Origin of the sequence: Vibrio sp. (genome assembly GCF_050299255.1) — a bacterium.
Classification (GTDB): Bacteria; Pseudomonadota; Gammaproteobacteria; order Enterobacterales; family Vibrionaceae; genus Vibrio.
This window is the reverse complement of sequence record NZ_JBNKVP010000031.1, coordinates 1-24,585: the sequence shown is the minus strand read 5'-3', so window position 1 is coordinate 24,585 and position 24,585 is coordinate 1. Positions and strand designations below refer to the sequence as shown.

At 48.6% G+C, this 24,585-nt stretch carries 24 protein-coding genes and 1 pseudogene; 16 read left to right on the top strand and 9 right to left on the bottom strand.

Annotated elements, in window-relative coordinates:
• Window positions 1-3 precede the first annotated feature (3 nt).
• Complete coding sequence (locus tag ACQY6F_RS10315; RefSeq protein ID WP_428774149.1) at window positions 4-1,875, bottom strand: putative bifunctional diguanylate cyclase/phosphodiesterase; 1,872 nt, start codon at window positions 1,873-1,875, stop codon at window positions 4-6.
• A gap of 172 nt (window positions 1,876-2,047) precedes the next feature.
• On the opposite strand from ACQY6F_RS10315, the gene ACQY6F_RS10310 reads away from it, so the two are divergent.
• The 3 genes from ACQY6F_RS10310 to ACQY6F_RS10300 all read left to right on the top strand — a co-directional run bounded on the left by ACQY6F_RS10310 (window position 2,048) and on the right by ACQY6F_RS10300 (window position 5,011).
• Complete coding sequence (locus ACQY6F_RS10310) at window positions 2,048-2,395, top strand: hypothetical protein (protein ID WP_428774147.1); 348 nt, start codon at window positions 2,048-2,050, stop codon at window positions 2,393-2,395.
• 79 nt (window positions 2,396-2,474) lie between these two features.
• Window positions 2,475-2,606 (top strand): hypothetical protein, encoded by a 132-nt coding sequence (locus tag ACQY6F_RS10305; RefSeq protein ID WP_428774145.1) that lies wholly within the window; start codon window positions 2,475-2,477, stop codon window positions 2,604-2,606.
• Between the two features lie 404 nt (window positions 2,607-3,010).
• Window positions 3,011-5,011 carry a diguanylate cyclase domain-containing protein gene (locus ACQY6F_RS10300; protein WP_428774144.1) on the top strand — a complete coding sequence of 667 codons (2,001 nt, stop codon included), beginning with the start codon at window positions 3,011-3,013 and terminating at the stop codon, window positions 5,009-5,011.
• Window positions 5,012-5,059: 48 nt separating this feature from the next.
• Here ACQY6F_RS10300 and ACQY6F_RS10295 read toward each other — a convergent pair whose 3' ends face one another.
• Both ACQY6F_RS10295 and ACQY6F_RS10290 read right to left on the bottom strand, forming a co-directional pair.
• Complete coding sequence (locus tag ACQY6F_RS10295; protein WP_428774143.1) at window positions 5,060-5,719, bottom strand: glutaredoxin; 660 nt, start codon at window positions 5,717-5,719, stop codon at window positions 5,060-5,062.
• A gap of 257 nt (window positions 5,720-5,976) precedes the next feature.
• Window positions 5,977-6,978: a porin gene (locus ACQY6F_RS10290; RefSeq protein ID WP_428774142.1), complete on the bottom strand. Its 1,002-nt coding sequence runs from the start codon at window positions 6,976-6,978 to the stop codon at window positions 5,977-5,979.
• 506 nt (window positions 6,979-7,484) lie between these two features.
• On the opposite strand from ACQY6F_RS10290, the gene ACQY6F_RS10285 reads away from it, so the two are divergent.
• Entirely contained in the window at window positions 7,485-8,534 is a 1,050-nt protein-coding gene (locus ACQY6F_RS10285; RefSeq protein ID WP_428774140.1) for a porin, read from the top strand.
• A gap of 215 nt (window positions 8,535-8,749) precedes the next feature.
• Complete coding sequence (locus ACQY6F_RS10280; protein ID WP_428774139.1) at window positions 8,750-9,793, top strand: porin; 1,044 nt, start codon at window positions 8,750-8,752, stop codon at window positions 9,791-9,793.
• Window positions 9,794-9,886: 93 nt separating this feature from the next.
• Here the strand turns inward: ACQY6F_RS10280 and ACQY6F_RS10275 are convergent, their stop codons facing one another.
• Window positions 9,887-10,309 (bottom strand): organic hydroperoxide resistance protein, encoded by a 423-nt coding sequence (locus tag ACQY6F_RS10275; RefSeq protein WP_428774137.1) that lies wholly within the window; start codon window positions 10,307-10,309, stop codon window positions 9,887-9,889.
• A 112-nt stretch (window positions 10,310-10,421) separates the two neighbouring features.
• Between ACQY6F_RS10275 and ACQY6F_RS10270 the strand changes: the two genes are divergently transcribed.
• Both ACQY6F_RS10270 and ACQY6F_RS10265 read left to right on the top strand, forming a co-directional pair.
• Window positions 10,422-10,880, top strand: a complete 459-nt coding sequence (locus ACQY6F_RS10270; protein WP_428774136.1) for a MarR family winged helix-turn-helix transcriptional regulator — start codon at window positions 10,422-10,424, stop codon at window positions 10,878-10,880.
• A 96-nt stretch (window positions 10,881-10,976) separates the two neighbouring features.
• Complete coding sequence (locus ACQY6F_RS10265) at window positions 10,977-11,591, top strand: fumarylacetoacetate hydrolase family protein (protein WP_428774134.1); 615 nt, start codon at window positions 10,977-10,979, stop codon at window positions 11,589-11,591.
• A gap of 24 nt (window positions 11,592-11,615) precedes the next feature.
• Here ACQY6F_RS10265 and ACQY6F_RS10260 read toward each other — a convergent pair whose 3' ends face one another.
• From ACQY6F_RS10260 to ACQY6F_RS10250, 3 genes are all read right to left on the bottom strand, one after another.
• Entirely contained in the window at window positions 11,616-11,930 is a 315-nt protein-coding gene (locus ACQY6F_RS10260) for an AzlD domain-containing protein (protein WP_428774133.1), read from the bottom strand.
• Entirely contained in the window at window positions 11,927-12,628 is a 702-nt protein-coding gene (locus tag ACQY6F_RS10255; protein WP_428774132.1) for an AzlC family ABC transporter permease, read from the bottom strand. Before ACQY6F_RS10255 ends, ACQY6F_RS10260 begins: the two co-directional genes overlap by 4 nt.
• An 83-nt stretch (window positions 12,629-12,711) precedes the next feature.
• A complete protein-coding gene (locus ACQY6F_RS10250) occupies window positions 12,712-14,415 on the bottom strand; it encodes a phospho-sugar mutase (RefSeq protein ID WP_428774131.1) in 1,704 nt (567 codons plus the stop codon).
• A 348-nt stretch (window positions 14,416-14,763) separates the two neighbouring features.
• On the opposite strand from ACQY6F_RS10250, the gene coxB reads away from it, so the two are divergent.
• Genes coxB through ACQY6F_RS10230 form a run of 4 tightly spaced genes read left to right on the top strand, consistent with a single transcriptional unit; the run spans window position 14,764 to window position 19,038 of the window.
• Window positions 14,764-15,897, top strand: a complete 1,134-nt coding sequence (gene coxB / locus ACQY6F_RS10245) for a cytochrome c oxidase subunit II (protein WP_428774166.1) — start codon at window positions 14,764-14,766, stop codon at window positions 15,895-15,897.
• Window positions 15,894-17,537 (top strand): cytochrome c oxidase subunit I, encoded by a 1,644-nt coding sequence (gene ctaD / locus ACQY6F_RS10240; RefSeq protein WP_428774130.1) that lies wholly within the window; start codon window positions 15,894-15,896, stop codon window positions 17,535-17,537. The genes coxB and ctaD overlap by 4 nt, the downstream gene beginning before the upstream one ends.
• An 8-nt stretch (window positions 17,538-17,545) precedes the next feature.
• Complete coding sequence (locus tag ACQY6F_RS10235) at window positions 17,546-18,157, top strand: cytochrome c oxidase assembly protein (RefSeq protein WP_428774128.1); 612 nt, start codon at window positions 17,546-17,548, stop codon at window positions 18,155-18,157.
• On the top strand, window positions 18,154-19,038 hold the full coding sequence (locus ACQY6F_RS10230; protein ID WP_428774126.1) for a cytochrome c oxidase subunit 3: 885 nt from the start codon (window positions 18,154-18,156) through the stop codon (window positions 19,036-19,038). The genes ACQY6F_RS10235 and ACQY6F_RS10230 overlap by 4 nt, the downstream gene beginning before the upstream one ends.
• Window positions 19,039-19,060: 22 nt before the next feature.
• Here the strand turns inward: ACQY6F_RS10230 and ACQY6F_RS10225 are convergent, their stop codons facing one another.
• Window positions 19,061-19,291: a DUF2909 domain-containing protein gene (locus ACQY6F_RS10225; protein WP_428774125.1), complete on the bottom strand. Its 231-nt coding sequence runs from the start codon at window positions 19,289-19,291 to the stop codon at window positions 19,061-19,063.
• Between ACQY6F_RS10225 and ACQY6F_RS10220 the strand changes: the two genes are divergently transcribed.
• The 5 genes from ACQY6F_RS10220 (at window position 19,263) to aroG (ending at window position 24,017) form a co-directional block, all read left to right on the top strand.
• On the top strand, window positions 19,263-20,036 hold the full coding sequence (locus tag ACQY6F_RS10220) for an SURF1 family protein (RefSeq protein ID WP_428774124.1): 774 nt from the start codon (window positions 19,263-19,265) through the stop codon (window positions 20,034-20,036). The two genes, ACQY6F_RS10225 and ACQY6F_RS10220, sit on opposite strands and share 29 nt — an antisense overlap.
• Window positions 20,029-20,571 carry a hypothetical protein gene (locus ACQY6F_RS10215; protein WP_428774123.1) on the top strand — a complete coding sequence of 181 codons (543 nt, stop codon included), beginning with the start codon at window positions 20,029-20,031 and terminating at the stop codon, window positions 20,569-20,571. Before ACQY6F_RS10220 ends, ACQY6F_RS10215 begins: the two co-directional genes overlap by 8 nt.
• Before the next feature lie 14 nt (window positions 20,572-20,585).
• A complete protein-coding gene (locus ACQY6F_RS10210; protein WP_428774122.1) occupies window positions 20,586-21,623 on the top strand; it encodes a COX15/CtaA family protein in 1,038 nt (345 codons plus the stop codon).
• Complete coding sequence (gene cyoE / locus ACQY6F_RS10205; protein WP_428774120.1) at window positions 21,616-22,524, top strand: heme o synthase; 909 nt, start codon at window positions 21,616-21,618, stop codon at window positions 22,522-22,524. The genes ACQY6F_RS10210 and cyoE overlap by 8 nt, the downstream gene beginning before the upstream one ends.
• Before the next feature lie 440 nt (window positions 22,525-22,964).
• On the top strand, window positions 22,965-24,017 hold the full coding sequence (aroG, locus tag ACQY6F_RS10200) for a 3-deoxy-7-phosphoheptulonate synthase AroG (RefSeq protein WP_428774119.1): 1,053 nt from the start codon (window positions 22,965-22,967) through the stop codon (window positions 24,015-24,017).
• A gap of 84 nt (window positions 24,018-24,101) precedes the next feature.
• Here aroG and ACQY6F_RS10195 read toward each other — a convergent pair.
• Window positions 24,102-24,585: pseudogene (locus ACQY6F_RS10195) on the bottom strand (VolA/Pla-1 family phospholipase); the annotation flags it as partial.

The following is a 24,585-nucleotide window of genomic DNA, read 5'->3' as shown; positions in this document are numbered from 1 at the left end:
AAACTAGTTCGCGGTTTCATTGTTTAAAGCGTCCGATAATGAGGTGTATTGTTGAATGTGACGTTCAATGATCACCTCTGGCTCTTCCGGTTTGGAAAAGTAGTAGCCCTGGATCTGTTCACAACCCATAGAGTAAAGTTTTTCCAATGCCTGGGAGGTTTCGACACCCTCGGCGATGAGGTCAAGTTCAAGCTGAGTCGCTAACTGGATGATCAGCCACACGACCCGCTCCGAAGTGGTGCTGCTAAGCATGTTTTTGATAAAGCTGGCATCAATCTTAATACAGTCGATCGGGTAGCTGTGAATGTAGTTAAGGCTGGAATAACCAGTGCCAAAGTCATCCAGTGCGATGGTAAAACCGAGCGCCCGTAACCGGTCCAACAGGTACTTCACATCTTCTGTTTCAGACAGCAACACGGTTTCCGTTAGTTCAATCGTAAATTCACAAGGCAGAAAATCATACTTGGTGAGCATCGAGCGCAAGTGCGAAAGATAGCGTTCAGGATCGTTTAGCTCGTAAGCAGAACAGTTGATGCCTGTTCTGACTTTATAGCCCAAACCTTGTTCCAGTTTCTGTTTCGCCTGGCAGGACAGTTCAATAATCCGCTCGCCTAAATCGACAATCAGACCGGATTGTTCAGCAGCTTCTATAAACTCAATCGGCGAAATTATTCCTAACTCTTTGTTTTCCCACCTGGCGAGCATTTCAAAATAGTTCCAGTGCTTGCTGTGACGGCGTACTATCGGCTGGGCAACAACATAGATGTCACTATCGAATGACAGCGGCGAGTCCAGTTCGCAGCGCAGCGCGTCGATGATTCTGGCTCGCCGGTAATACTGGTCGCTTAAGTGGGTGTCATAACACTGAACTTTGACATTGCGGGACTGTTTGCAGTTTTTAAGTGCCAGACTGGCGTTCAGTATCAGCTGATCAGCGCTGGTGACACTGTCTGAACGGCGAGCAATTCCTATATGGGCAGAAACTTTGATGCTATGGCAGGGATCGCTATACCCGTCTTCCAACAGTGCCAATATTCGATGGCAGACCAGCAGTGGATCGTTAGAATAGCTGATAAATGCAAACTCATCGCCCGCGATCCGAAATGCCAGATGCTCATCGCTGACCTGACTGGTAATCGTTTCGGCAACAAATTTGATAACCTGGTCGCCAATATAGTGGCCGTAGAGATCGTTGACGGTTTTAAAGCTATCGATATCCAAATAAGCCAAAGTAAAATTATCGTCGTTTACATCGGTTAAACGCTCCAGCTTATCGGACAGGTAGCTACGATTCATCAGACCGGTCAGGTTATCATGGCTGACCTCATAGCTGAGTTGGTTTACCAGGCTTTCAGAGCGGGCAGCCAGCCACTTAGCTCTCAAACTATGAACCACGAGATTTGCAAACACCTGATGAAAATAAAACAGTTCTGAAGAGTCGTTAATTGCGTCAGTAAAGGTCGAGAATAAAATCCCCAGCACTTCTCCGCTGCGGGTGGTCAGGGGGATCCCAAGATAGGCATTTATATTGTGTTCGGTTAGCCGGCTATCGTTGGGGAAACGTTGTGCAATATCGTCTTTAATAAACAGAGCTTCGGTGTAGTGCTGACTGATGGACTCGCAAGGGGTACCTTCTAATGGAAAGGAGGTATCGCGTTGCAACTGATGGTGACAGGCATGGGATAATGTCTGGGCACGATAATTGTGGCGATCTACCTCTACAATGCAGGTACAGAAGCTTTCAAAGCGTCTGTGTAGATGCAGAGTTACTTTGTCCAGTAGCTCCGGACCATCAAGCTGTAGCGCTTGATGGATAGATTCCAATTCTTCCGGAGTAATTGTTATTGAATTGGGATCGTACGGAAGATTCACCATTACTCTCCACTTATAAATTCAGCCAGCCAACACGTTGTCGAGCATTTAATATGCATATAGACACTATGGTTCACGTTGCATTATATTTCAATTTTTTGTGGCACGTTGAGCTTAGTTGATTGCATGCCACCTGTGTCGCTACAATGGCAGGCTAGTCATTGAGGTGAAGTTAATGGAACAAAAACAATTTGAAGACCTGGTGAAGACTCTTTGCCAGCAAGATGCATTGCCGGCGGCGTTAGAGATGCTTAAATCCTGTGATGATGAGCAAGTGGCAAGTGCTGCCCAAGAATTGACCGGCCAGTTTGCATTGGCGGAAGTTGATGGTGAACGACGGATCTATCATGTTACTGTCGAGCAGGAAGACGATGGCTCAGAAAAAGAGTACGTCGAACACGTGATGAATGAAGGTGAAGAGGTTATCCGGTTTGTCGCTTGGTTTTTTGATAGCCAATTTGGTATGAAGAGAAAAGATATTTACCAAATGGCAGGGAAGACGTACCGACAACCCAAAAGATAAAGTGTGACATAGATCTTGTTTTGGTTCGTTAATGTGATACTATCCGTTTTAGAAATGTGATCTAAATCCGGAGAGAGTTATGAGCCACGAGCTAGGAAGTGCACTGTTAGGTCAAATGATTGCTGAGCAAGCGATGCAGAAAGCCATGTACGGTAAAACTAAAAAGAACAAGTCCCTGGGTAAAACCCTATGGAAGAAGCTGGCTAAATAAGCAAAGCAATATTCTGAAAACAAAGCCCTGACATAATGTCGGGGCTTTGTTTTTTCTGACAAGTAAACCGGCTTAAACAAACTCGCGACTTAAACCTGACCACAAGCGAACCTCTGCAACATTCTCCCATTGCCATTAGTGTATTTGATCCTGCTACCTTTACGATAAAACTTGAATACGGCGTTATTTTTGCCAAAAGAATCAGGCTATTTTTAGACCTATGTGATACTGGTTGCTATACAGTAAAGGTATATTAGAAATTTCTCATGTTAATACTAAGTAGCCAGTAGATGTACAGACACTAGATGCATCCTTTTCCAGGCTGTCAGTGAGGATTATCTATCAGTAAATCAGTCGGATAAGAATTTTATCCAGGTATTATGGATAATGCAGAAGGAAAAATAATGAGGAGTAAAATAGTCAACTGGCAACAGTCACTATCTATGCGACAGCGAATCTACCTTATTGTCGCCCTTTTTATTTTGGTCAATCTTGCACTATTCAGCTTGTCCTATATTCAATCTGAAGCCATGAACGGAGTCCGCGGTTATGTGAGGGGCGAAGGTCTGTGGGGCAAAGCACAGAAGAACGCCACCCTTCAGCTAGAACGCTTCATCTATCTTGGTAAAGAGGACGATTACCAGCTATTCCTGAAATCACTTGAAGTCCCGCTGGGGGACAGACAGGCCAGGCTGCAGTTACAGTCGGAACAGCCGGATTTGCAGATGGCTTTTCAAGGCTTTCTGGCCGGACAGAATGACCCCCAGGATATCCCTGGCTTGATCGTATTCTTCCAGCGATTCGAACATTTTCCATATATGAGTGATGCTATTGAGATTTGGACCCAGGGAGACCGTTACATCCTGCAGCTAAAAGCAATTGGTGAGCAGGTCTATTTGGCCAAAACCTCCGGCGATGAGGCCAGGATTGAGTCGTTACTGCCACGGCTGCAAAAGATCAACCTGGCGCTAGAACGTCTGGAATACCAGTTTTCTCTTGTGCTGAGTGAAGGAGCTCGCTGGGTAAAACGGACGTTGATGTCGACCAGTCTGGTGCTGTTTGTACTCATGTTGGCGGTAGTTATGTATGTAAATCGCCGCATTTTGCGAAGCATTGAACAGACCGAGGCTAAGCTCAATATCAGTGAAAACCGCTTCAGCAGTCTGTATAGCAGTAACATTATCGGTATTATCGACTGGAACAGCGATGGCACTATCATCGATGCAAATGATGCATTTCTCAACATGTTCGGCTATTCGCGTGAAGACTTCCAGCCGGGCTCAATAAACTGGCGTGAGATGACCCCTGAGTCTGCAAGAGACAGAGATGAACTGGCACTTGCAGAGATTGCCACCAAGGGCCACTGTACTCCGTTTGAAAAAGAACTGATTCATAAGAATGGCAGGCGCGTCTCAGTCTACCTGGGTGCCGCGCTGCTTGGTGGTGAAAGTGAAAAAGGGATCGGCTTTTTTATTGATCACACCGAGCAGAAGCGTGCCCAAGCCGAAACACAACTTTCAGCCACGGTCTTTGAAGCCAGTAATAATGGAATTATGATCACTGATGCTGACAGAGTGGTGATTGCAGTAAACCGTTCCTGGTGTGATATGACCCTCTATGCCAAACAAGAAGTACTAGGCAAACATTGGGATACCTTGCTTACTTTAACCAACAGTGAACCACGGTTTGATGATATCTGGAATACAGCAGGCTGCGAAAACAGCTGGCAGGGCGATCTGATTAACCGTCGTAAAGATGGAAGTGAGTTTCCCGTGCACTTGAGCATCAATACTGTCCACGACAGTCAAAATAATATCAGCCATTATGTGGTGATCTTCACAGACAGCAGCGAACGGGTTGCCACTGAACAGAAGCTACGCGATATGGCTCATTACGATTTTCTCACCGGTTTGGCCAACCGCAGCCTGCTTCACGAACTCATTAAGCAAACGGTCACACGAGCAAACTGCGACGGTGAACGTTTTGCGACATTATTTTTGGATTTGGACCGGTTTAAGCCCGTTAATGACCTCTATGGCCATGAGGTCGGTGACAGATTGATTCAGGTAATTGCATCCCGGTTAAAACATTGTGTCAGTGAGGATGATATCGTGGCACGCCTGGGTGGCGATGAGTTTGTAATCATCCTGCAAAAAATCACAGACCCCACTGATGCAGCCAAGGTAGCGAACAAACTGATATCATCCATCTGCCATGTTGTTGTGTTTGACGATCTCGAGCTTAAGGTTGGCTGTAGTATCGGTATCAGCATATATCCAGAGGATGGCTCCGATCATATCGAACTACTGCGCTGCGCTGATAGCGCCATGTACCAGGCAAAATCGGCTGGCCGCAACCGGTTTTGTTACTATAGTAACTCCAGTTGCCGCCTGTTGACTCCATGAAAATAGTCGTTGTCGTCAATTTCCTTCGGGAAGGTTACTGGCATTGAACTAGTCAACAATTTTGTCTGCCTGATCAGCTACTTTGGTCGGTGAGTCACTCTCGCTGCTGTCCAGGTTAACGACGTTGTCGGGTACGGTGTCCAGCCCCTGCTGCTTCAGCCATAACGTTAGCTTGTCCGCTCCGCCGACATATTCGCCCTGAAGCCAGATCTGCGGTACTGTAACTGGTGTTTTGTCGCCAATAATAGCTTTCACTTCGGGAATCATACGATATAGAGCTGCGCTGTCTTTGACCACATCGAAGTACTGGTATTCAATTCCAGCCTGCGCCAAGAGCTGCTTGGCTTTATCGCAGTGTGGGCAGCCTTGTTTGCCGAACATCTTGTTGCCGCTCATGGTGTCCTGCCGGGCCCACTGGGTGATGATGGCCTGGATGAGCGCACCTCGGTTAAGCGCTTCCCCCTGGCTGACTACTTTATCTTCAACCATTACAATCGGCGCATGCCAAGCACCTTTAGGCAAGGGTTGCCACCAGTGGCTAAGCCAGTCTTTGACTTCCAGCTCAATAGGAATATCCGCCAGTTCATTGGCAAAGGTATCATGCAATATGTCTTTAGTCAGGGTGCATTCACCACAGGGTATCTTGATCTTAAATGGCCCCCAGGCTCCTGCCCAGCGATAAAGGGTCACTTTGATTGGTGTAGCCATATCCTCACTCCGGATTGAATTATTAACTACAAAGAACCTGTAAAGGCCAAAATTCTTTCACCAAATACGAGTTACTGTAAAGGAGGTGTATGCTGATTGACAGCAAATATGTCTGCCAGTTGGCACCTTAAAAATATGATTAGGAAATAACGGCTTTGGCGAGGGCGACAGTTGCCATAAAAAAGACCGAGCACTTGGCTCGGTCAACTGGGATATATCAACGGATAAATGATGTAAAAACGTACTGATTGAGTGAATTAGAAGTCGTAGCGAAGACCCAAACGAATAGTGTCGTCAGCATCTTTACCATAGCCGGTGTCTTCAGCTTTCATCTGATTCAGTTTGTAAGACAGGTAACCACGGATAGACTTGTTGAAATCGTAGCGGCCTGTCAGCTCGAAGAAATCGTGGATGTCTGCTTTGGTGTTGCTATTTTTATTTTCTACTTCTTGCTTAGAGTAGGCTGCGATCAGGCGGAATGCTGAAGTAAGTTTGTATTGCGCCGCGACTTCAAGGCCGTTGAATTCGGTGTTGGCTTTGTCATCAATGTCACCCATGGTGTATGTCGCTGCCAGGTACAAGGCATCCAGTTCATAGTTGGCACCAGCGGTAAACTGATTAGCCGAGCCGTTACCTACACCGTTGTCGTTGGCGGCATAACCCAGGCCAAGACCTAAGCCAAATGGCAGAGTGTAGATACCTGACACGCCGTATCCGTCGGTATCTTTTTCTTCGCCGGCGATATAGTTAGCCTGCAGACTCAGGGCATCCATATTGTATGCGTAGAAGAAGTTGTTGTTGATCTGCTCGTCACCAGCATTGATAAACTCTTTTTGCTTACCGGTAAAAGTGGCGATATCTGTCATTTGGGAAAGCTGTACGTTAGCGGTATCTTGCTTACCCATAGAAAAAGCCCCGAAGTCACCGGCCAGGCCTGCGTACATGTAACGCTGCTTGAAGCTGGTGTTTGCATCGTTGTCGCCACTGGATTTAACCGATTGTTCTGCTTCGTAGAAAGCGAAACCACTCAGTGCATCAGTAATCTGAGTGTTACCACCCACATTTACGCGAACTCGGCTTTTGTTTTTCATGGTGCCGTCGATTTCTTGGCCGTCTTCGGCAGCATTAAAATCACCACGGAACTCAGCACGACCGCCAAGTTTCAATTCTGTACCATCTGCTTTATAAACGGTTGCTGCCAAAGTTGAACCCGACATCAGTGCCGCCAATACTGCGCTGTAAAGTGCTGCTTTTTTCATCTCAATTACCTTATTTGTTTTTAATCGGGCTTTCTTGCCCTTCATTAACGTGATGCAGGTAAGGTAGGGGAGTTAGATGACAGTTTGGTGGATGGTTGATGACACTTAAGTGTCTATTTTGTTTAACTATAATGACAGGCTAAAAATAAGCATCTAATCATTAAACAATGAGCATATGAGTAGTTCTATTTTAAGCAATTAAATTTAACCAATAAAAAACCAGTATTATATCTTGTTAATATATATAAAAAGAAAGCATAAGTACGATAAATTATAGTAAAAGTTTAAATTGTCAAAAAATAGGAGATTTTAAATTTAGGTTTGTTGTAACTTACTGAATTAAAGGTCTTTATTTTTATTTATCTTTATTTTATATGTTTTTTTTAAACCTTTTTAATTTGTCGCGATACAGTCTTTAGCACCTGTTAAGCGGGTGTAAATATTTACAGGACGCTACTTCGGCCAACCCCAAGGTCATAGCCTTAATAAGTAATATGGACGCAACAATGAAAAAAACTATTATTTCCGTAGCAGTTGCTGCGGCAGCCTTCGGTACACAAGTTTCTGCAGTTGAACTTTACAACCAGGACGGTTCGACTTTCGCGATGGGCGGACACGTAACAGCTGCTGTGGGTGCTTCTGATAATACCAATAACGGTAATACCCAAGTTCAAACGATATCTCCTCGTATCAACTTTGAAGCGACTCAGCAAATCAGCGACGCTGTTACTGTAGATGCCAAAGGTGAGTGGCAGATGAATATGCTGGACGGCGGTAAAGAGACCTTTAAAACTCGTCTGGGTTACATCGGTGCAACTCATGAACAACTGGGTCGTATTGCAGTAGGTACGCAGTGGTCGCCATTCTATGTAGTAGCAAAAGTTGCTGATGCGCCAATCATTTTCGCTAATGAATTCCTGTACGACAACCAATACGCATTGGGTACTGCTCGTTCAGAAAAAATGGCAGCTTACAGCAACACGTTTGAATTTGGTGAAACCAGTTCACTTTACGTAGGTGCAGGTTGGCAGGGTGCAACAACTAGCGTTTTAGCTGGTACAGAGCATAGCCTGGGTAACCGAGCGCAACTGGCGACTGTTTACTCAATCGCGGGCGTTAAAATGGGTGTGGCGCACACGACCGGTAAGATTCACGCTAACGGTGAAGCAAACAACAAAGACGCCAAGTCGACTCTGGCTAGCCTGAGCTACGGCAGCTACGGTAATGGTCTGTATGTTGCGGGCGTTTACGGTGACAACGAAAACATGAACAATGCTTCTACTGGCTTGATCTCGAAGTCAAAAGTTTACGAAGGCTTGCTGGCTTATGCATTGGATAACAGCCTGAACCTGAGCGTTAACTACGAAGAAGTAAAAGACGACGCAGAGAACTACTCGACTATGCGTACTTCTGCGCTACAGGCAGAATACCACTTCTCACCATCACTGGTTGGTGCTGCAGGTTACGAATTTGATCTGCGTAGCGATGACGACCGCGCGAAAGGTCAATCTGCTAAGAACGATCAGTGGAAACTGGCTGTACGTTACTACCTGTAATACCTATCTGACATATTTCGCATAAACAAATTAAAACGCCTATTTGATGTGATCAAGTAGGCGTTTTTATATATTTAATGAAACTTTTCTTATCTATTCATAGTGTTGCTTTTGCGTTTGTATAACCAGCTGCTACGTTTTATTTGTTCGTGATGTTTTTAGTACTTGAGTATTAATACGGACAAAGTACAAACAACTAATACGGAAGTGACAACATGAATATGAAATTATTAGCCGTGGCAGTGGCGGCAGCAGCATGTGGTACCAGCGCCTTCGCAGCAGAAGTCTATAGCGGAGACAGTTCATCCCTTTCCATCGGCGGTCACGTCAGTGTTGGAGTCGGTGAGTACAGTTCTGATGATGTGCGAGTTGACCAAGTTTCTCCACGGATCAATGTAGAAGGTAAGCAGGATATCGGTGGTGGCGTAACCGTAGATGCCAAAGGTGAATGGGCACTGAATATGCTTAACGGTGGCGGCACTTCAATGACCACCCGTCTGGGATACATTGGCGCAAGTCATGATCAAGCTGGCCGACTGGTAGCCGGTACGCAATGGTCACCATATTACGATGTCGGCGGCGTGGCGGATTTACCTATCGCGTTCGCTAACGATTTCCTCTATGACTACAACTTGGGTACGGCCCGTGCTAACCGTATGCTCAGTTATCGTAATAGCTTCGCGCTAGGAGATATGGGGGCATTAAACTTCGGTTTAGCTTGGCAAGGTAAACGCGTTGTGAGTTCGACAGAAGATGAGGTCGATGATATTACAAATGTAGTTACACGTACTTCATCATCAACTACCTTCGATACCCGTGGCCAGGTCGCATTATCGATGGACATCGTTGGCATTGGAGTTGGTTACGCCTATACCGGTGGTGATGTTACTGACGGAGGCATGACCAATAACGCACAGTCTCACATTGTGTCACTGAAATATGGCAGCTATGGCTCCGGCCTTTATACCGCAGTGGTTTACGGTATGAACAAGCATATTTACAGCGGTGTAGATAAATCAAAACAGTTAGAAGCGCTGATAGCCTTTGGCTTGGGTAATGGTCTCAATCTGAGCGTCAACTACGAGTCAGAGAAGGACGACGATGCTGACATGATGATGCGCGAAGAATCTGCACTACAGGCTGAGTATAACTTCTCGCCTAAATTCCGTGGCTTTGCCGGTTATCAATTTGACTTAAATGATGATGGTGGCCGCGAAAAAGACGATAAGTGGATTGTCGGTGCGCGTTATTTCCTATAAGACCAAATCTACTGCCTGAACACATTGAGTTGTGTTGACGCCTATTCATTATCGAATAGGCGTTTTTCTTTTTACGCGACTGACAATTTGCTGTTACAGCGGTTGGCCGTTAACCACTAGCTGCACATCGATATTATTGCGCACCGCATTGGAATACGGGCAGACCTGATGGGCGGTTTGTACCAGTGCCAATGCCTGCTGATCGTCAATGCTAAGTTCTACTGACAGGGCAACGCTTAATTGGAAACCGCCATTGCCATTCGGGCCAATACCCACTTCTGCGCTTACCGGCGCGGCTTTCAGGTTTATTTTTCCTTCTCTGGCTACATGCAGGATGGCATTGGAAAAGCAGGCTGCATAACCGGCTGCAAACAGTTGTTCCGGATTGGTCGCAGCGCCTGTTCCGCCCATTTCTTTGGGGTAAGCCAGGTTTAGATCCAGCAGTCCATCGTTGGTTTTTACATTGCCGTTGCGGCCAGCCAGTGCAGTTGCGGTTGTGCTGTACAGAGTAGTCATAGCGTTTGCTCCTAATTTAAGTTGTGTGCTATTTAATTTTCCACAATTCTATATCGTAAACTAAATGGAATGCAAGTATATTGTGTGCAATTTAATTTGTGAGGTAAGTGAAATGACAGGTCAAAGTGTGGAATGTGGCTCTGATACCCCTGAACTGTTGCTGGAAAATCAAGTCTGTTTTCCGCTCTACAGTGCCGCCAACGCGATGATTCGCGGTTATCGTCCACTGCTTGATGCCCTGGACCTGACCTATCTGCAGTACCTGGTCATGATGGTGCTTTGGCGCCACGATGGCATCAGTGTGAAGGAGCTGGGTAATAAACTCTATCTTGATTCGGGCACCTTAACACCACTGCTTAAAAGGCTTGAAGGCAAGGGCCTGGTAGAAAGGTTGAGAAGTGCTGAAGATGAACGAGTCAGAATTCTTAAACTGACCTCCGAAGGCAAAGCACTGCAGCAGCAGGCAAAGCACATTCCCGAAGCAATGAAGTGTCAATCCGGTATGTCATTGGACGATCTAGTGGCATTGAAGCAGCTTTGTGAGAAGCTTTTGAAAAACTTGGGTAATTGATCAGATTTTACCGCGTCAAAATAGGGAAATGCATGTTGTCCGGTAATAGTTCGGCTAGAATTTGGCTTTTGCCAACCGTCAAACAAGGAAGTCATCATGAAATCGGTCAGGGTGGGTGAACAGCAGATTACGCCCTCTAAAATCGTCTGTGTCGGACGCAATTATATCGAGCACATTCGAGAGCTGGACAACGCAGTACCAGAGCAGATGGTGGTATTCAACAAACCCAACAGCGCGATTGGTGAAAGACTATGCTCCCGGTTGGATGAAACGCTGCATTATGAAGCGGAAATCTGCTTTATGGTTAAAGCAGGTCAGCTATATGCCGTTGGTGTTGGTCTGGACCTCACCAAACGGCAGCTCCAGTCAAAACTGAAAAAGCAAGGTTTACCCTGGGAGCGAGCGAAAGCGTTTGACGGCTCGGCCATGTTGAGTCGTTTTATGCCGTTGAACGATTTGGATATCAACTCGCTACAGATAGAACTGTTTATTAACTGCGTTCGTGTGCAAGCGGGTGGCGTTAAACAGATGATGTATCCTCCTGCCACCATTTTGGAAGAACTGACCCATTTCACCAGCTTGTATGATGGCGATATTATTATGACGGGTACTCCACAAGGGGTGGGTGAAGTACACGCAGGCGACCTGTTTTTAGCCAGACTAAAGAGTGATGACAAGACCCTGCTTGAAATTGAATGGCAGGCCAGTTAATTAATGGCTGGCCCGCTATTTAGGTCAGGTTAATAGCAGTTTTATCACCAAGAAAACCGCCATGCTGATGATGGTGGTCAACAACACGTTTTTGCTGCGCCAGGCGATGAACGCCGCCAGTGTTGCCGCGACAAGGTATGGGTTCTCTGCGGACAACCATAACTTCTGCTCCGGTACAAACACAATCGGTGCCCAAATCGCCGTGAGTACCGCTGGACTGGCGTAGCCGAGTAACTTTTGTGCGTGATAATTCAGTTTCAGCGGCAATTTGGGCTCCAGAAACAGATAGCGGCTGACAAACACCAATACCGTCATCGCCAGAATCGACAGCATAATCATATTCTTTTCCCCGCCACCATTTCGGTCATATAACCCGCCAACATGGCGCCCAGGCTGGCCAACATCAGGCTTCCCTCAACTCCCTGCCAGGTTAACCCGACAGATAAAATCAGCGCTGTAATCACGGATACCAGTACCGAAAGTGACTTGATGGTGGGGATTACAATGGCGATAAACGTGGCTGCCACGGCGAACTCCAGACCCCACTCGCCCATATTGGGGATAAAGCTACCGGCGATAATGCCCGCCAGCGTGGCCAGGTTCCAGATAAGATAAAAGCTTAACCCGGCGCCAAGCGCATACCAGGGCTTGAACTGTTGTTCCGATTGGTGGCCACAAATTGCAAACAGTTCATCGGTCAGAAGAAAACCCAGGCTAAGTCGCCAGCGAAGTGGTAGCGGGCTGATTTTTTTTCTCATCGACACGCTATACAGGAAATGGCGTGAAGTAATAAAAAATGTGGTCAGCAACATGGTCACCAGCCCGGCGCCGGCTTTTAACATTCCGGTCGCGACAAGCTGAGCAGAACCGGCAAACAATATCGCAGACAGCGCCTGGCTTTCTAATGGTGATAAGCCGGATTCTACCGCGTAAGAGCCGGCCAACAGGCCCCAGGGCAGTACCGCAATGCTGAGTGGCAGCATGGCGACAGTGCCCTGCCAAAATAGCTGCGCTTTGGAAGTGTGGGTTTGATTCACGATGTTAATCTGCTTGTAATCTAATTGGTTATATTGGCATCGATATGCATCCGTCCCAATAACATTGGGACGGATATAGTTAACTACAAGCTCTGTTGATGAAATTGGATTAGCTCGTCCATCGCTTGCTGAGCTCTTTCCAGCACCTGAGGGTATTTATCGGCAGGGGAAAATGATTCAGTGACTTGGTAATAGCACTTCAGTTTAGGCTCTGTGCCTGACGGGCGAACCACCACCCGGGATTGATCGTCCAGATGGTAGATCAGCACGTCACTGGTGGGTAATGCAATCGCTTCAGTAGCGCCGCCAACGTGGTAACGGAGTGAGGTTTTAAAATCGTCAATCATGGTCACTTTACGGTTAGCAATCTGGTGCGGAGGATTGGCCCGCAGTTTGTCGCCAACCGGAGGACTATCCGGTGACAGCGCCAGGCTGCGCTGAGCGGTCAGATACAGGCCATATTGGCGATAGATATGTTCAAGCCGGTCCCATATTGAGAGCCCCTCGCTGTATAGCTCTGCAGCAATCTGGGCGAATGCGACCAGGGCAGACAGGCCATCCTTATCCCAGACATTACGGCCAATGGTGTAACCCAGTGCTTCTTCATAGGCAAAAAGGAACTGCTTGTCTTCTGTTTGCTGCTGCATTGCAACATTGGTCAGCCACTTAAAGCCAGTCAGAGTCTGATAATAACTGGCCCCGAATGAGTCGGCGATTTTTTCTAACATAGTGGATGAGACAATAGTGTTACCCACTAGCTTATCTTCGCCTCCCAGCCGGCGCAGCAGGGCATGGCCGAACAGACAGCCCACCTGATCGCCGGTAAGCATTTGATAATCACCACTGTCAGTGCGCACCGCAACCGCCAGGCGGTCGGCATCCGGGTCATTGGCGCAGGCCAGTTGTGCACCGACAGAGCGCGCCAAAGCGATCACTTTATCCATTGCCCCGGGTTCTTCAGGGTTTGGAAACCGCACCGTTGGAAAGCGTCCATCCGGTTCACGCTGTTCGGCAACACTGAACACTTTGGTAAATCCGGCATCTTCCAGCAGTGCTTCTGCCATATTGGCGCCAACACCATGCATTGCGGTATAGGCAATGGTGACGCAGCCTGGGTTGGTATGGTACTGAAACAGCGGGTCCTGGCGAATGGTCTGCCGATAACTCTGGAAGTAATCGATGCCTAACCACTCCAGTAAACCGTGGGCGCGGGCATCATCCAGGCTCATGAGCGGGATCGGTTTTTGCGCCGCTGCAGTTATCTGAGTTGCAATACCGGCGTCATGAGGGGGGATAATCTGAGCGCCATTCTCCCAATAGACCTTCACCGCATTGTCGCTCGGCGGATTGTGGCTGGCGGTGACCACCACGGCAGCGGCGGCATTAAAATGCTTAATGCCAAACGCCACAACCGGCGTGGGGGCCACTTTTTTCGTCAGGTAAACTTTGATCCCCAGTGCCGCGAGTACCGAGGCGGTATCTTTGGCAAACTGCTCGGAATCAGGTCGGCCATCATAGCCGACCACGACACCCCGTTGGCAGGCATGTTCGACTTCTTCGATCAGGTAGTGGCCAAGTCCGGTGGCGGTTTCCTGTATCACCAGCCGGTTCATACGATTGGGCCCACAGCCGACCAGTCCGCGCAATCCAGCGGTACCAAATTCCAACCGGGTGTTGAACCTATCTTCCAGCTCAGTCCACTGCTCTTCGTCGATCAGATGCTGCAGTTCGTAGCGAGTTTTTGGATCTGGATCGCGCTCCAGCCATGCCGAATATGTCTGTGTCATAATGCTAGCCCTTCCCCCCGAGTTGTTTGCTGAGCCGCCAACAAAGCGTCAGTTTTTATGGTCGTTTGGCTGACGCTATTGATGGCAAACTCTTGATGAAACACCTGCGGTATCAACATAGTTAAATTGTGATGGTACTTTCTTGCGCTATCGAGTTTCGTTAACTAACGTTACTTAACATAACTATAACAAATTGTGTCGAATTCGCTGTTTATTGGGGCTTTTTCCAAACAATGACCAGCCACAGGACAGGGGGTTCTGTGCAACTTAGGTTGGTCCGCCATCGGGCTACGGTGGCGTTAGCAGAGGAGAGATCTTTTGAAAAGATTACTGACCAATCTTTGGCTTATGACCGATTTGATGTTTGTAGGTTTTGCCGCGCCGGCTATTGCTGCCGATTCAGCAATCAATATGCGACAAGGGGTAACGGAAATCAGCGAGAAAGTGTATGACCTGCACATGCTGATTTTTTACATCTGTGTCGCGATCGCTGTGGTGGTATTTGGCGCTATGTTCTATTCCATTATCCACCACCGTAAATCCAAAGGCGTCATCGCCGCGCATTTTCATGAAAGCACCAAAGTGGAAATTATCTGGACGGTCGTGCCGATAATTATCCTGGTTGCGATGGCGATTCCTGCCACTAAAACCCTGGTGGCGATGGAAGATACCAGCCAATCCGATCTCACCATTCAAATCACTGGCTCACAGTGGAAATGGCACTATAGCTATTTCGACCAGGGCGTGGAGTTTTACAGCTTACTGGCGACCAGCCAGAAGCAGATAGACGGCATCGAAGAGAAGGGGGCCCATTATCTGCTGGAGGTAGACAACCCACTGGTTCTGCCCATCAATCGAAAGATCCGTTTCCTGCTCACTTCCGACGATGTGATCCACTCATGGTGGGTGCCTGATTTCGCGGTGAAAAAAGACACCATACCCGGTTTTATTAACGAAGCGTGGACGCGAATTGATAAACCGGGCGTTTACCGTGGTCAGTGCGCCGAGTTGTGTGGCCGTGCCCACGGCTTTATGCCTATTGTCGTTCAGGCGATGGCAGAAGACGATTTCGAAACCTGGCTGGCAGACAAGAAAGTTCAGCAGGCAAAAGCCGAGAAGGAAGCCGCGGCGGCGTTAACCAGTTCCCTCTCTATGGATGAACTGATGGCAATGGGTGAGAAAGTCTACCTGGATCGCTGTGCCGTTTGTCACCAGGCTACTGGCTTAGGTATCCCTGGCGCCTTCCCGGCGATTAAAGGCAGCGCTGTGGCTACCGGCGATGTTACCGCCCACTTAGACGTCATACTAAATGGTCGCCCTGGTACTGCGATGCAGGCGTTTGCTAACCAGCTCAGCGAACAAGAAATCGCAGCGGTCGCGACATACCAACGGAATGCGTTTGAAAATAACACCGGTGATCTGGTCCAGGCCTCTGATGTTAATGCGGTCAAAATGCAGCAAGCGAGCAAGGAGGGACAATGAAAATGTCCACTGATGAGAAGATAAAATCTGCGCCAGCTGCAGATGCTGAATTGATTCGCGCTCAGACCACCGCAGTGGTGGATGATCACGAGCATCACACGCCCTCAGGTATTACTCGTTGGCTTTATTCTACCAACCATAAAGACATCGGTACTTTGTATCTGTGGTTCAGCTTTACCATGTTCCTGATCGGCGGCGCGATGGCTATGGTGATTCGAGCCGAACTGTTTCAGCCTGGGTTACAGCTGGTGGAGCCGGAATTTTTCAATCAGATGACCACAGTGCATGGCTTAATCATGGTGTTTGGTGCCGTCATGCCGGCGTTTACCGGCTTAGCCAACTGGATGATTCCGATGATGATCGGTGCGCCGGACATGGCTCTGCCGCGAATGAACAACCTTAGCTTCTGGATACTCCCGTTTGCGTTCTTGATTTTGCTCTCGTCGTTATTTACTCAGGCGGGAGGCCCAAACTTTGGCTGGACCTTCTATGCGCCCCTGTCAACCACTTACGGCCCGGACAGTACCGCCCTGTTTGTCTTTTCCGTCCATATCATGGGGATCAGCTCCATCATGGGCGCAATCAATGTGATCGTAACGATTGTGAATTTGCGCGCCCCGGGCATGACTTGGTTCAAGATGCCGATGTTTGTCTGGACCTGGCTGATCACGGCATTTTTGTTGATTGCCGTTATGCCGGTCCTGGCCGGAGCCGTCACCATGGTGTTAACAGATAAATACTTTGGCACCAGCTTTTTTGATGCGGCAGGGGGCGGGGATCCGGTGATGTTCCAGCATATATTCTGGTTCTTTGGCCACCCTGAAGTGTACATCATGATCTTGCCGTCGTTCGGCATCATTTCCGCCATCGTGCCTGCATTCAGTGGTAAAAAGCTGTTTGGCTACCATTCCATGGTCTACGCCACCTGTAGTATCGCGCTACTTTCCTTCCTGGTGTGGGCGCACCATATGTTCACCACCGGTATGCCGGTATTTGCCGAGCTGTTTTTTATGTACTGCACCATGTTGATTGCGGTTCCCACCGGGGTGAAGGTGTTTAACTGGGTCGCCACCATGTGGCGAGGTGCCATGACTTTTGAAACACCGATGCTGTTTGCCATCGCGTTTATCATCTTATTTACCATCGGCGGCTTCTCGGGCCTGATGCTGGCCATTGTACCGGCGGATTTTCAGTACCACGATACCTACTTTGTGGTTGCCCATTTCCACTATGTGTTGGTGTCCGGCGCGGTATTTTCCATTATGGCAGCAGCGTATTACTGGATGCCGAAGTGGACCGGGCATATGTATAACAAGCGCCTCAGTCTGTGGCATTTCTGGTGTTCGGTGATCTCCGTTAACGTGCTGTTCTTCCCGATGCACTTTTTAGGTTTGGCCGGTATGCCGCGTCGTATTCCGGATTACGCTATTCAGTTTGCAGACATCAACCAGATTGTTTCCATTGGCGGTTTTGCCTTTGGCTTATCACAGCTGATCTTCCTCTGGGTAGTGGTGGGCTGTATCCGTGGCGGCGAAAAAGTGGATGCCAAGCCCTGGGACAGAGCAGAAGGGCTGGAGTGGACGGTACCGAGTCCGGCACCACACCATACCTTTAGTACGCCTCCTAAGCTACAAGATTAGGGTGAATTATGGATGCGCAACATTCGGCAAATAAACGTCTGACTGCAAAGCTGCTGCTGGCAGTCGTGGCGATGTTTGGTTTCGGTTTTGCGCTGGTGCCGCTCTACGACGTTATGTGTGACGCACTGGGAATCAACGGCAAAACCGCCAATGTATCGGTGTTGCAGCCGCAGGGTATGGTGCCGGACCAGTCTCGCTCGATCAAAGTAGAGTTTATCGGCCATTTGAGTACCGGTATGCCTTGGAAATTTGTCCCCAAGGAGTCAGTACTTACCGTTCATCCGGGTGAAGTGATCCAAACCGCCTATCTGGCGGAGAATCTATCGACACGGGATATCGTGGGGCAGGCGGTGCCTTCAGTCACTCCAGGGTTGGGGGCGAGTTACTTCAATAAAATTGAGTGTTTCTGCTTTAACCAGCAACCGCTTAAAAGTGGCCAAAAAGCAGAGATGGCACTGATTTTTTACATTGAGCCCGATATTCCTGAATCCATTCATACCCTGACGCTTTCTTATACGCTGTACGACATAACCGACAAAGCTAATGCTGAGGTGACGGTCGCGAAAGCACTGCTGCCCACCGGGCAGCAGGCAGAATTAGAACAAGGAGCAAGACCATGAGTTCTAAACATCAGTCGTATTATGTCCCCGCACAGAGCAGTTGGCCGATTGTCGGCGCGGTTGCGCTGTTTATGGTCGCCTCGGGAGCGGGATTAACAGTTCAGCACATAGGCCAGGACGGTGTTGGCGGGGTGATCGGCAAGGCGATACTTATCATGGGTTTTCTGGTGCTGCTGTACATGTTTGCCGGCTGGTTTACCAGTGTGATTACGGAATCGATGTCGGGGCTCTATTCCGCCCAGATAGCCCGTTCATTCCGCCAGGGCATGAGCTGGTTTATCTTTTCCGAAGTAATGTTTTTCGGTGCTTTTTTTGGTGCTCTATTCTATGCGCGTATGGTGTCGGTTCCCTGGTTGGGCGGCGCTGGCAACAATGCCATGACTCACGAGGTACTGTGGCCTGCGTTTGAAGCTCTCTGGCCACTCACGACCACTCCGGAAGGGCAGACCACTGAGGCGATGAGCTGGCGTGGGATCCCACTTGGCAATACCGTGATTCTGCTGTTGTCTTCGGTCACCCTGCATATGGCGCATATCAGTCTGGAGAAAAACCGTCGTATGGCGCTGACACTGTGGCTGGAAATCACCATTGTGCTGGCCGGATTTTTCCTCTATTACCAGGCAACTGAGTACATCCATGCCTATCAGGAACTGGGTTTAACCCTGCAGTCGGGAGTTTACGGCAATACATTTTTTCTATTAACCGGCTTCCACGGTATGCATGTCTGTTTAGGGACGATTTTCCTGTCGGTGTTGTTGGGGCGGGTTGCCAAAGATCACTTTACACCGAAAGACCATTTTGCCTTTCAGGCGGGCAGTTGGTACTGGCATTTTGTGGATGTGGTGTGGCTCTGTTTGTTTGTGTTCGTCTATGTTTTATAGCCTTCATTATCAAACGCGAAAGCTAGTAGGGACGCCCGTTGGGTTCGATAAAACCGCTTAACAGAGCAACGATGAGTAGGATGACCGCCAGAGCCGATAGCACGACACGTCGGCCCAGATAGTGGCTCATGGGTTTCGGGGATTGATCTGGGTCCTGTTCCGGGTCTCTAACCATCTCAAACAGTGCACGGCCGAGATTTATGACGATAAAAACCAGCAGTACGATGAGTAGTAGCTTGAAGAAAAAGACCATGGTGGCTCCCGTTCGTGACCTGTTTAAATCCGGTCGTTTTTGGATATCCGTACTGTTAACTCTGGTTGTATTTGTGTTGTTGGTCAAACTGGGTTTTTGGCAGTTGGCAAGAGGCGAAGAAAAATCGAAATTGGAACAGCTACTTAGGGACAACCAACATCGCGAGCCGGTAGCATTGGTTCAGTTGAAGGATGTTGTATCGACCCCGGTAATGGAAGAGATAAATGGTACGCCGGTGATTGTCTCCGCCACTCCAGTTCCGGAGCAGTATATTTTGTTAGATAACCAGACCTATCAGGGGCAGGTTGGCTATCTGGCCTTACAGGTCATGCGCAGTGAGACAGGACAATATTTCTTGTTAGAAAGAGGCTTTGTCGGCTGGCAGGGCTCGCGAAACCGCTTACCGGAAGTGAGTTGGATCATGAAGCCGGGCGAGTGGCAGGGGCGGGTGTATGTCAAACAGGCCAATCCGCTTAGCGATGCGTTAATGATTGAATTAACCCAGCCGCACCGGATCCAGAATCTCAATATTGGCGAGCTTTCAGAACACCTTAATCTCGAGTTATTGCCATTTGTTTTGCAACCACGGGCAAATAACTGGCCCTACCCGCAGCCATGGAATCCGTTACCCCTGAGCTCAAGCAAACATTATGGCTATGCGTTGCAGTGGTTTGCGATGGCGTTGGCGTTAATGCTTTTGAGTGGCTGGTTGTTGTTCAGAACTGTGAGGAGGGGAGATGACTAATCCTGTATTGAGAGGCCGCATGATTCTGTTACTGATTGTGGCATTTTTTGTTCTGCCGGTCATTGTTGCCAAAACTGTATTGGAGAAGCACTGGTATCAGTCCGGTGTGACCAATCATGGCCAGTTGTTCAATCCGGAGATCTCACTGGCAGAGCTCAATGTCAGTAATCCATTGCAACAGAAATCCTGGCAACTGGCTTATGTGGTCCCTAAACAGTGTCAGCAGTCCTGCCTGCGGCAACTGTATCTGCTGAGTCAGAGTCACATGGCGTTGGGTAAATACCAGCAGCGGGTCACACCGGTATTGATGATGACGCCCGACAGCGACCAGATGGTGGACACCAGCAAATTTGCGGTGATTCGTCTCAATGGTGATGCGGAGCTGCCGTTTAGTGAGGCAGACTATCTGATTGTTGACCCGCTAGGGCAATTGGTCATGCGCTATCCCGAAGTCGAAGAGCAGGCGATGATGAGTCAAAGTAAGGATTTGCTGGCTGACTTCAGGAAGCTGCTTAAGTTGTCACGGATCGGCTAAGGGAAGGTGCAGTTATGGCGTTACGAATTCTGATCAAGACCAGTCTGTTGCTTACTGTGGTGGTGATTATGCTCGGCGCGTACACCCGTTTGTCAGATGCAGGCTTAGGTTGTCCTGACTGGCCAGGATGTTATGGCCATTTAACCGTTCCCAACGAGCATCATGAACTGGCGGCTGCCAGCGAACGCTTCCCGCATCTGACGGTGGAAGCGGACAAAGCCTGGGCAGAGATGATACATCGTTACTTTGCCGGTACTTTGGGGTTAGTTGTTTTGGCTATTGCGGTGTTTTGTATCCGTAACCGACATTTGCCGACCGGACATGGCATCGCGCTGGCGCTGGTGATCGTCTTTCAGGCTTTGCTCGGTATGTGGACCGTCACTATGAAATTATTGCCGCTGGTGGTGATGGGGCATCTGTTAGGCGGTTTCACGCTACTCTGCCTGCTTAGCCTGCTTTACTGGCGGGTTCGGTTGAATCCCAATGCTATCGCAGCTTTAAATCAGCCTGACGGACCGCTGATTACGCCAGGCGTGAAGCGATTCGCAACCCTGGCACTGGCGGTGGTGATCATTCAGATTGCACTGGGAGGCTGGACATCGTCGAACTATGCTGCCTTGATGTGTACCAGTCTGCCACTGTGTGAAGGAAACTGGTTGCAATCGCTTGATTTTGCCAATGCCTTTCAACTGATCCACTTCGGTCACGATAGTTACGAGTTTGGCGTACTGGATTATGAAGCCAGAATGACTATCCATGTTACGCACCGAATTGGCGCCATTGTCACGGCTGTCGTAGTACTTATCAGCGCCTTACTGTGTGTTACACAGCAAGACAGCACTCTCCGTTCAGCTGGTCGCCGGATGATGCTGGCATTGGTAATCCAGCTTGGATTGGGGATAACCAATGTGGTGTTTAGCCTGCCACTGATGGTTGCCGTTGCCCATAATATCGGGGCGGCGTTCTTACTGGTCAGTACACTCTATACCAACTATCTGCTTTGGTCAGGCGTTGAGATTCCGCAAGTGAACAAGGAGCGCGTTCATGAATAGATTATTACCTGTTGTTACTCATCCCGCGTCACTGCTCTCTTCTAAGTGGAAACTGTATCTGACTTTGACCAAACCCAAAGTCGTCGCGTTGATGCTGCTCACCAGCCTGGTTGGTATGTGTCTGGCGGTACCTGGCCAGGTACCTAAACTGGTTGCCAGCCTGGGGTTAGTCGGTATCGGCTTAATGGCGGGCTCTGCTGCGGCACTCAATCATCTGATTGACAGAAGAATCGATGCGATAATGGCCCGCACCTACCGCCGGCCACTGCCGTCAGGGGAGCTGGGCACCAGGCAGGTTGTGCTGTTCGCGGCATCAATCGGTAGTATCGGGTTTGCCATTCTCTACATTGGCGTTAACGCGTTGACCGCCTGGCTGACGCTGTCCAGCCTGGTTGGCTACGCGGTAGTTTATACACTGTATCTCAAACGGGCTACGCCGCAGAACATAGTGATAGCGGGTATTGCCGGGGCGATGCCGCCGCTATTGGGCTGGACGTCAGTGACTGGCCAGTTAGATGATTATGCCTGGCTGCTGGTGATGATCATTTTTATCTGGACGCCACCGCATTTCTGGGCTCTGGCTATCCACCGTCGGGACGACTATGCCAAAGCTAACGTACCTATGTTACCGGTGACTCACGGTATCGAATACACCAAGACCTCCATCCTGTTGTATACCTACCTGTTAGCGGTGATCTGCATTTTGCCCTATCTGGTTGGGATGAGTGGTGTGCTGTACCTGATAGCCTCCAGTTTTCTCAGTGCTGGTTTTATCTACCATGCCTGGAACCTGAAATTCCGGGCTGAGGCAAAATCGGCCATTAAGACATTTAAATTCTCCATTATCCATTTGATGCTGCTGTTTGTGGCGCTGCTACTGGATCGCTATCTGGTGCTGTAAATCACATTGTTAACATGAACCAATGACCTTGCTGCTTAAGGTAGCAGCAAGGACCCGTTTACATTGTAAATTGACTTTTCTTACCTCCTTATCTTTCAATGCCACACCTAGGTAGCTGTGTGCGCAGTTATTGCCACTCGGAACGATATTAGTCGTTCCGGACTGCTTCTCCATAAATAATCCAGCCATTTCAAATATTAATACATTGATATATATAAATATTTACTGAGATCTGGCTTGGGTTTGTCGGCGTACATTTAAATGTACATTTCAATTTCAGTGTAAATATTGTTCGTATATTGCAATTCAATTTAAATAATGCTTGCGAAGCTGGTTTTTAACCGATAAGTTACGGGAATCACATTTTTTAACCCGTTTACAGTTGTGCACGGACCACAACTGCTTTGAATAAGTCTCAAGAAAGTAGGATGTAGAGAACGATGTTTCAGACCGATGATGTAAGAATTAACCGAGTAAAAGAATTATTGCCCCCCGTTGCCGTATTAGAAAAGTTTCCTGCAACCGAAACTGCGTCATCGACTACTTTTGAGTCACGCCAGGCGATTTCCAATATCCTGAAAGGTAAAGACGATCGCCTGCTGGTTATCGTTGGCCCTTGTTCTATCCATGACCCTGAAGCTGCCATTGAGTATGGCCGTCGCCTGAAAACATTACGTGATGAACTGGGTGACCGTCTGGAAGTTGTAATGCGGGTCTATTTTGAAAAGCCGCGCACCACAGTGGGCTGGAAAGGTCTGATCAACGACCCCTACCTGAACGACACATTTAAGATCAATGACGGGCTGCGTATGGGCCGCAAGCTGCTGTTGGACCTGACCGATATGGGCATGCCAACCGCCAGTGAATTTCTCGATATGATTACCCCGCAGTACGTTGCGGATCTTATCAGCTGGGGTGCGATTGGCGCCCGTACTACTGAATCTCAGGTTCACCGTGAACTGGCGTCTGGTTTGTCCTGCCCGGTCGGATTTAAAAACGGTACTGACGGGAACATCAAGATCGCCTCTGATGCGATTCGCTCTGCGGGTTCATCGCACCACTTTTTGTCGGTAACGAAATTCGGTCATTCGGCAATTATTGAAACCGCCGGTAATCCGGATTGCCACATTATTCTTCGCGGTGGTAAAGAGCCGAACTACAGTGCCGATCACGTGGGCACCATCAAACAGCAGCTAGAAGCGTCTAATCTACCACAGAAGGTAATGATTGATTTCAGCCATGCCAATAGTTCAAAACAGTACCAGCGCCAAATGGTGGTCGCAGACGATGTCTCTGCTCAGCTCGCTGCTGGTGAACAGGCGATTTTCGGTGTAATGATTGAATCCCACCTGGTGGAAGGACGTCAGGACCTGGTGGATGGTCAGGCGCCGACTTATGGTCAGTCTATTACCGATGCCTGCATCGGCTGGCAGGATACAGAAAAAGTGCTGCGCCAACTGGCTGATGCAGTCACCGCGCGTCGCAACGCCTGACCTGCACGATTGCATCAAATGTAAAAGAGGCCCCTGGGGGCCTCTTTGTTTTTTGTTGAAAATTGAACAATGCCAATAGCGACGCTATTTAAGGAGCGTAGTGCTAGGAGCATTAGTTAATGTTTCATCTGCTAGAAATTCGGCATTGCTAGCTTGCATCTGGGCGTAATGTACCGCGTCAGACATATCGCTGTTTTGTGGCGCAACAAAGCTAGAGTGCTTGGCGGTGCTGTTAAACTGCACCAGGCTGGCGGTTGCATCACTAACACCCGCTCCTGAGTTAACTGTGGTTAGACCCAGTTTCGTTGCCAGAGGCTCGGTACCTGCAAAGGTATTGGCTACAATGTTTGGTACCGTACCATCCTGATCGGCTTCAAACATCAGGAACGGGATATTCACTTTGTCGCTGGTAAGAAGATCGCTGGCGTTGGTGAATGGATCTATCGTATCCAGCACGGTTTGCGCTGCGTACTTAAACTGATTAAACCCAGCTTTCAATTTGGCGACATCAGTTTCGCTAGCAAGAGATTCAAACGTTTGATAACACTTTTGTTCAGTTAAGTTAGTG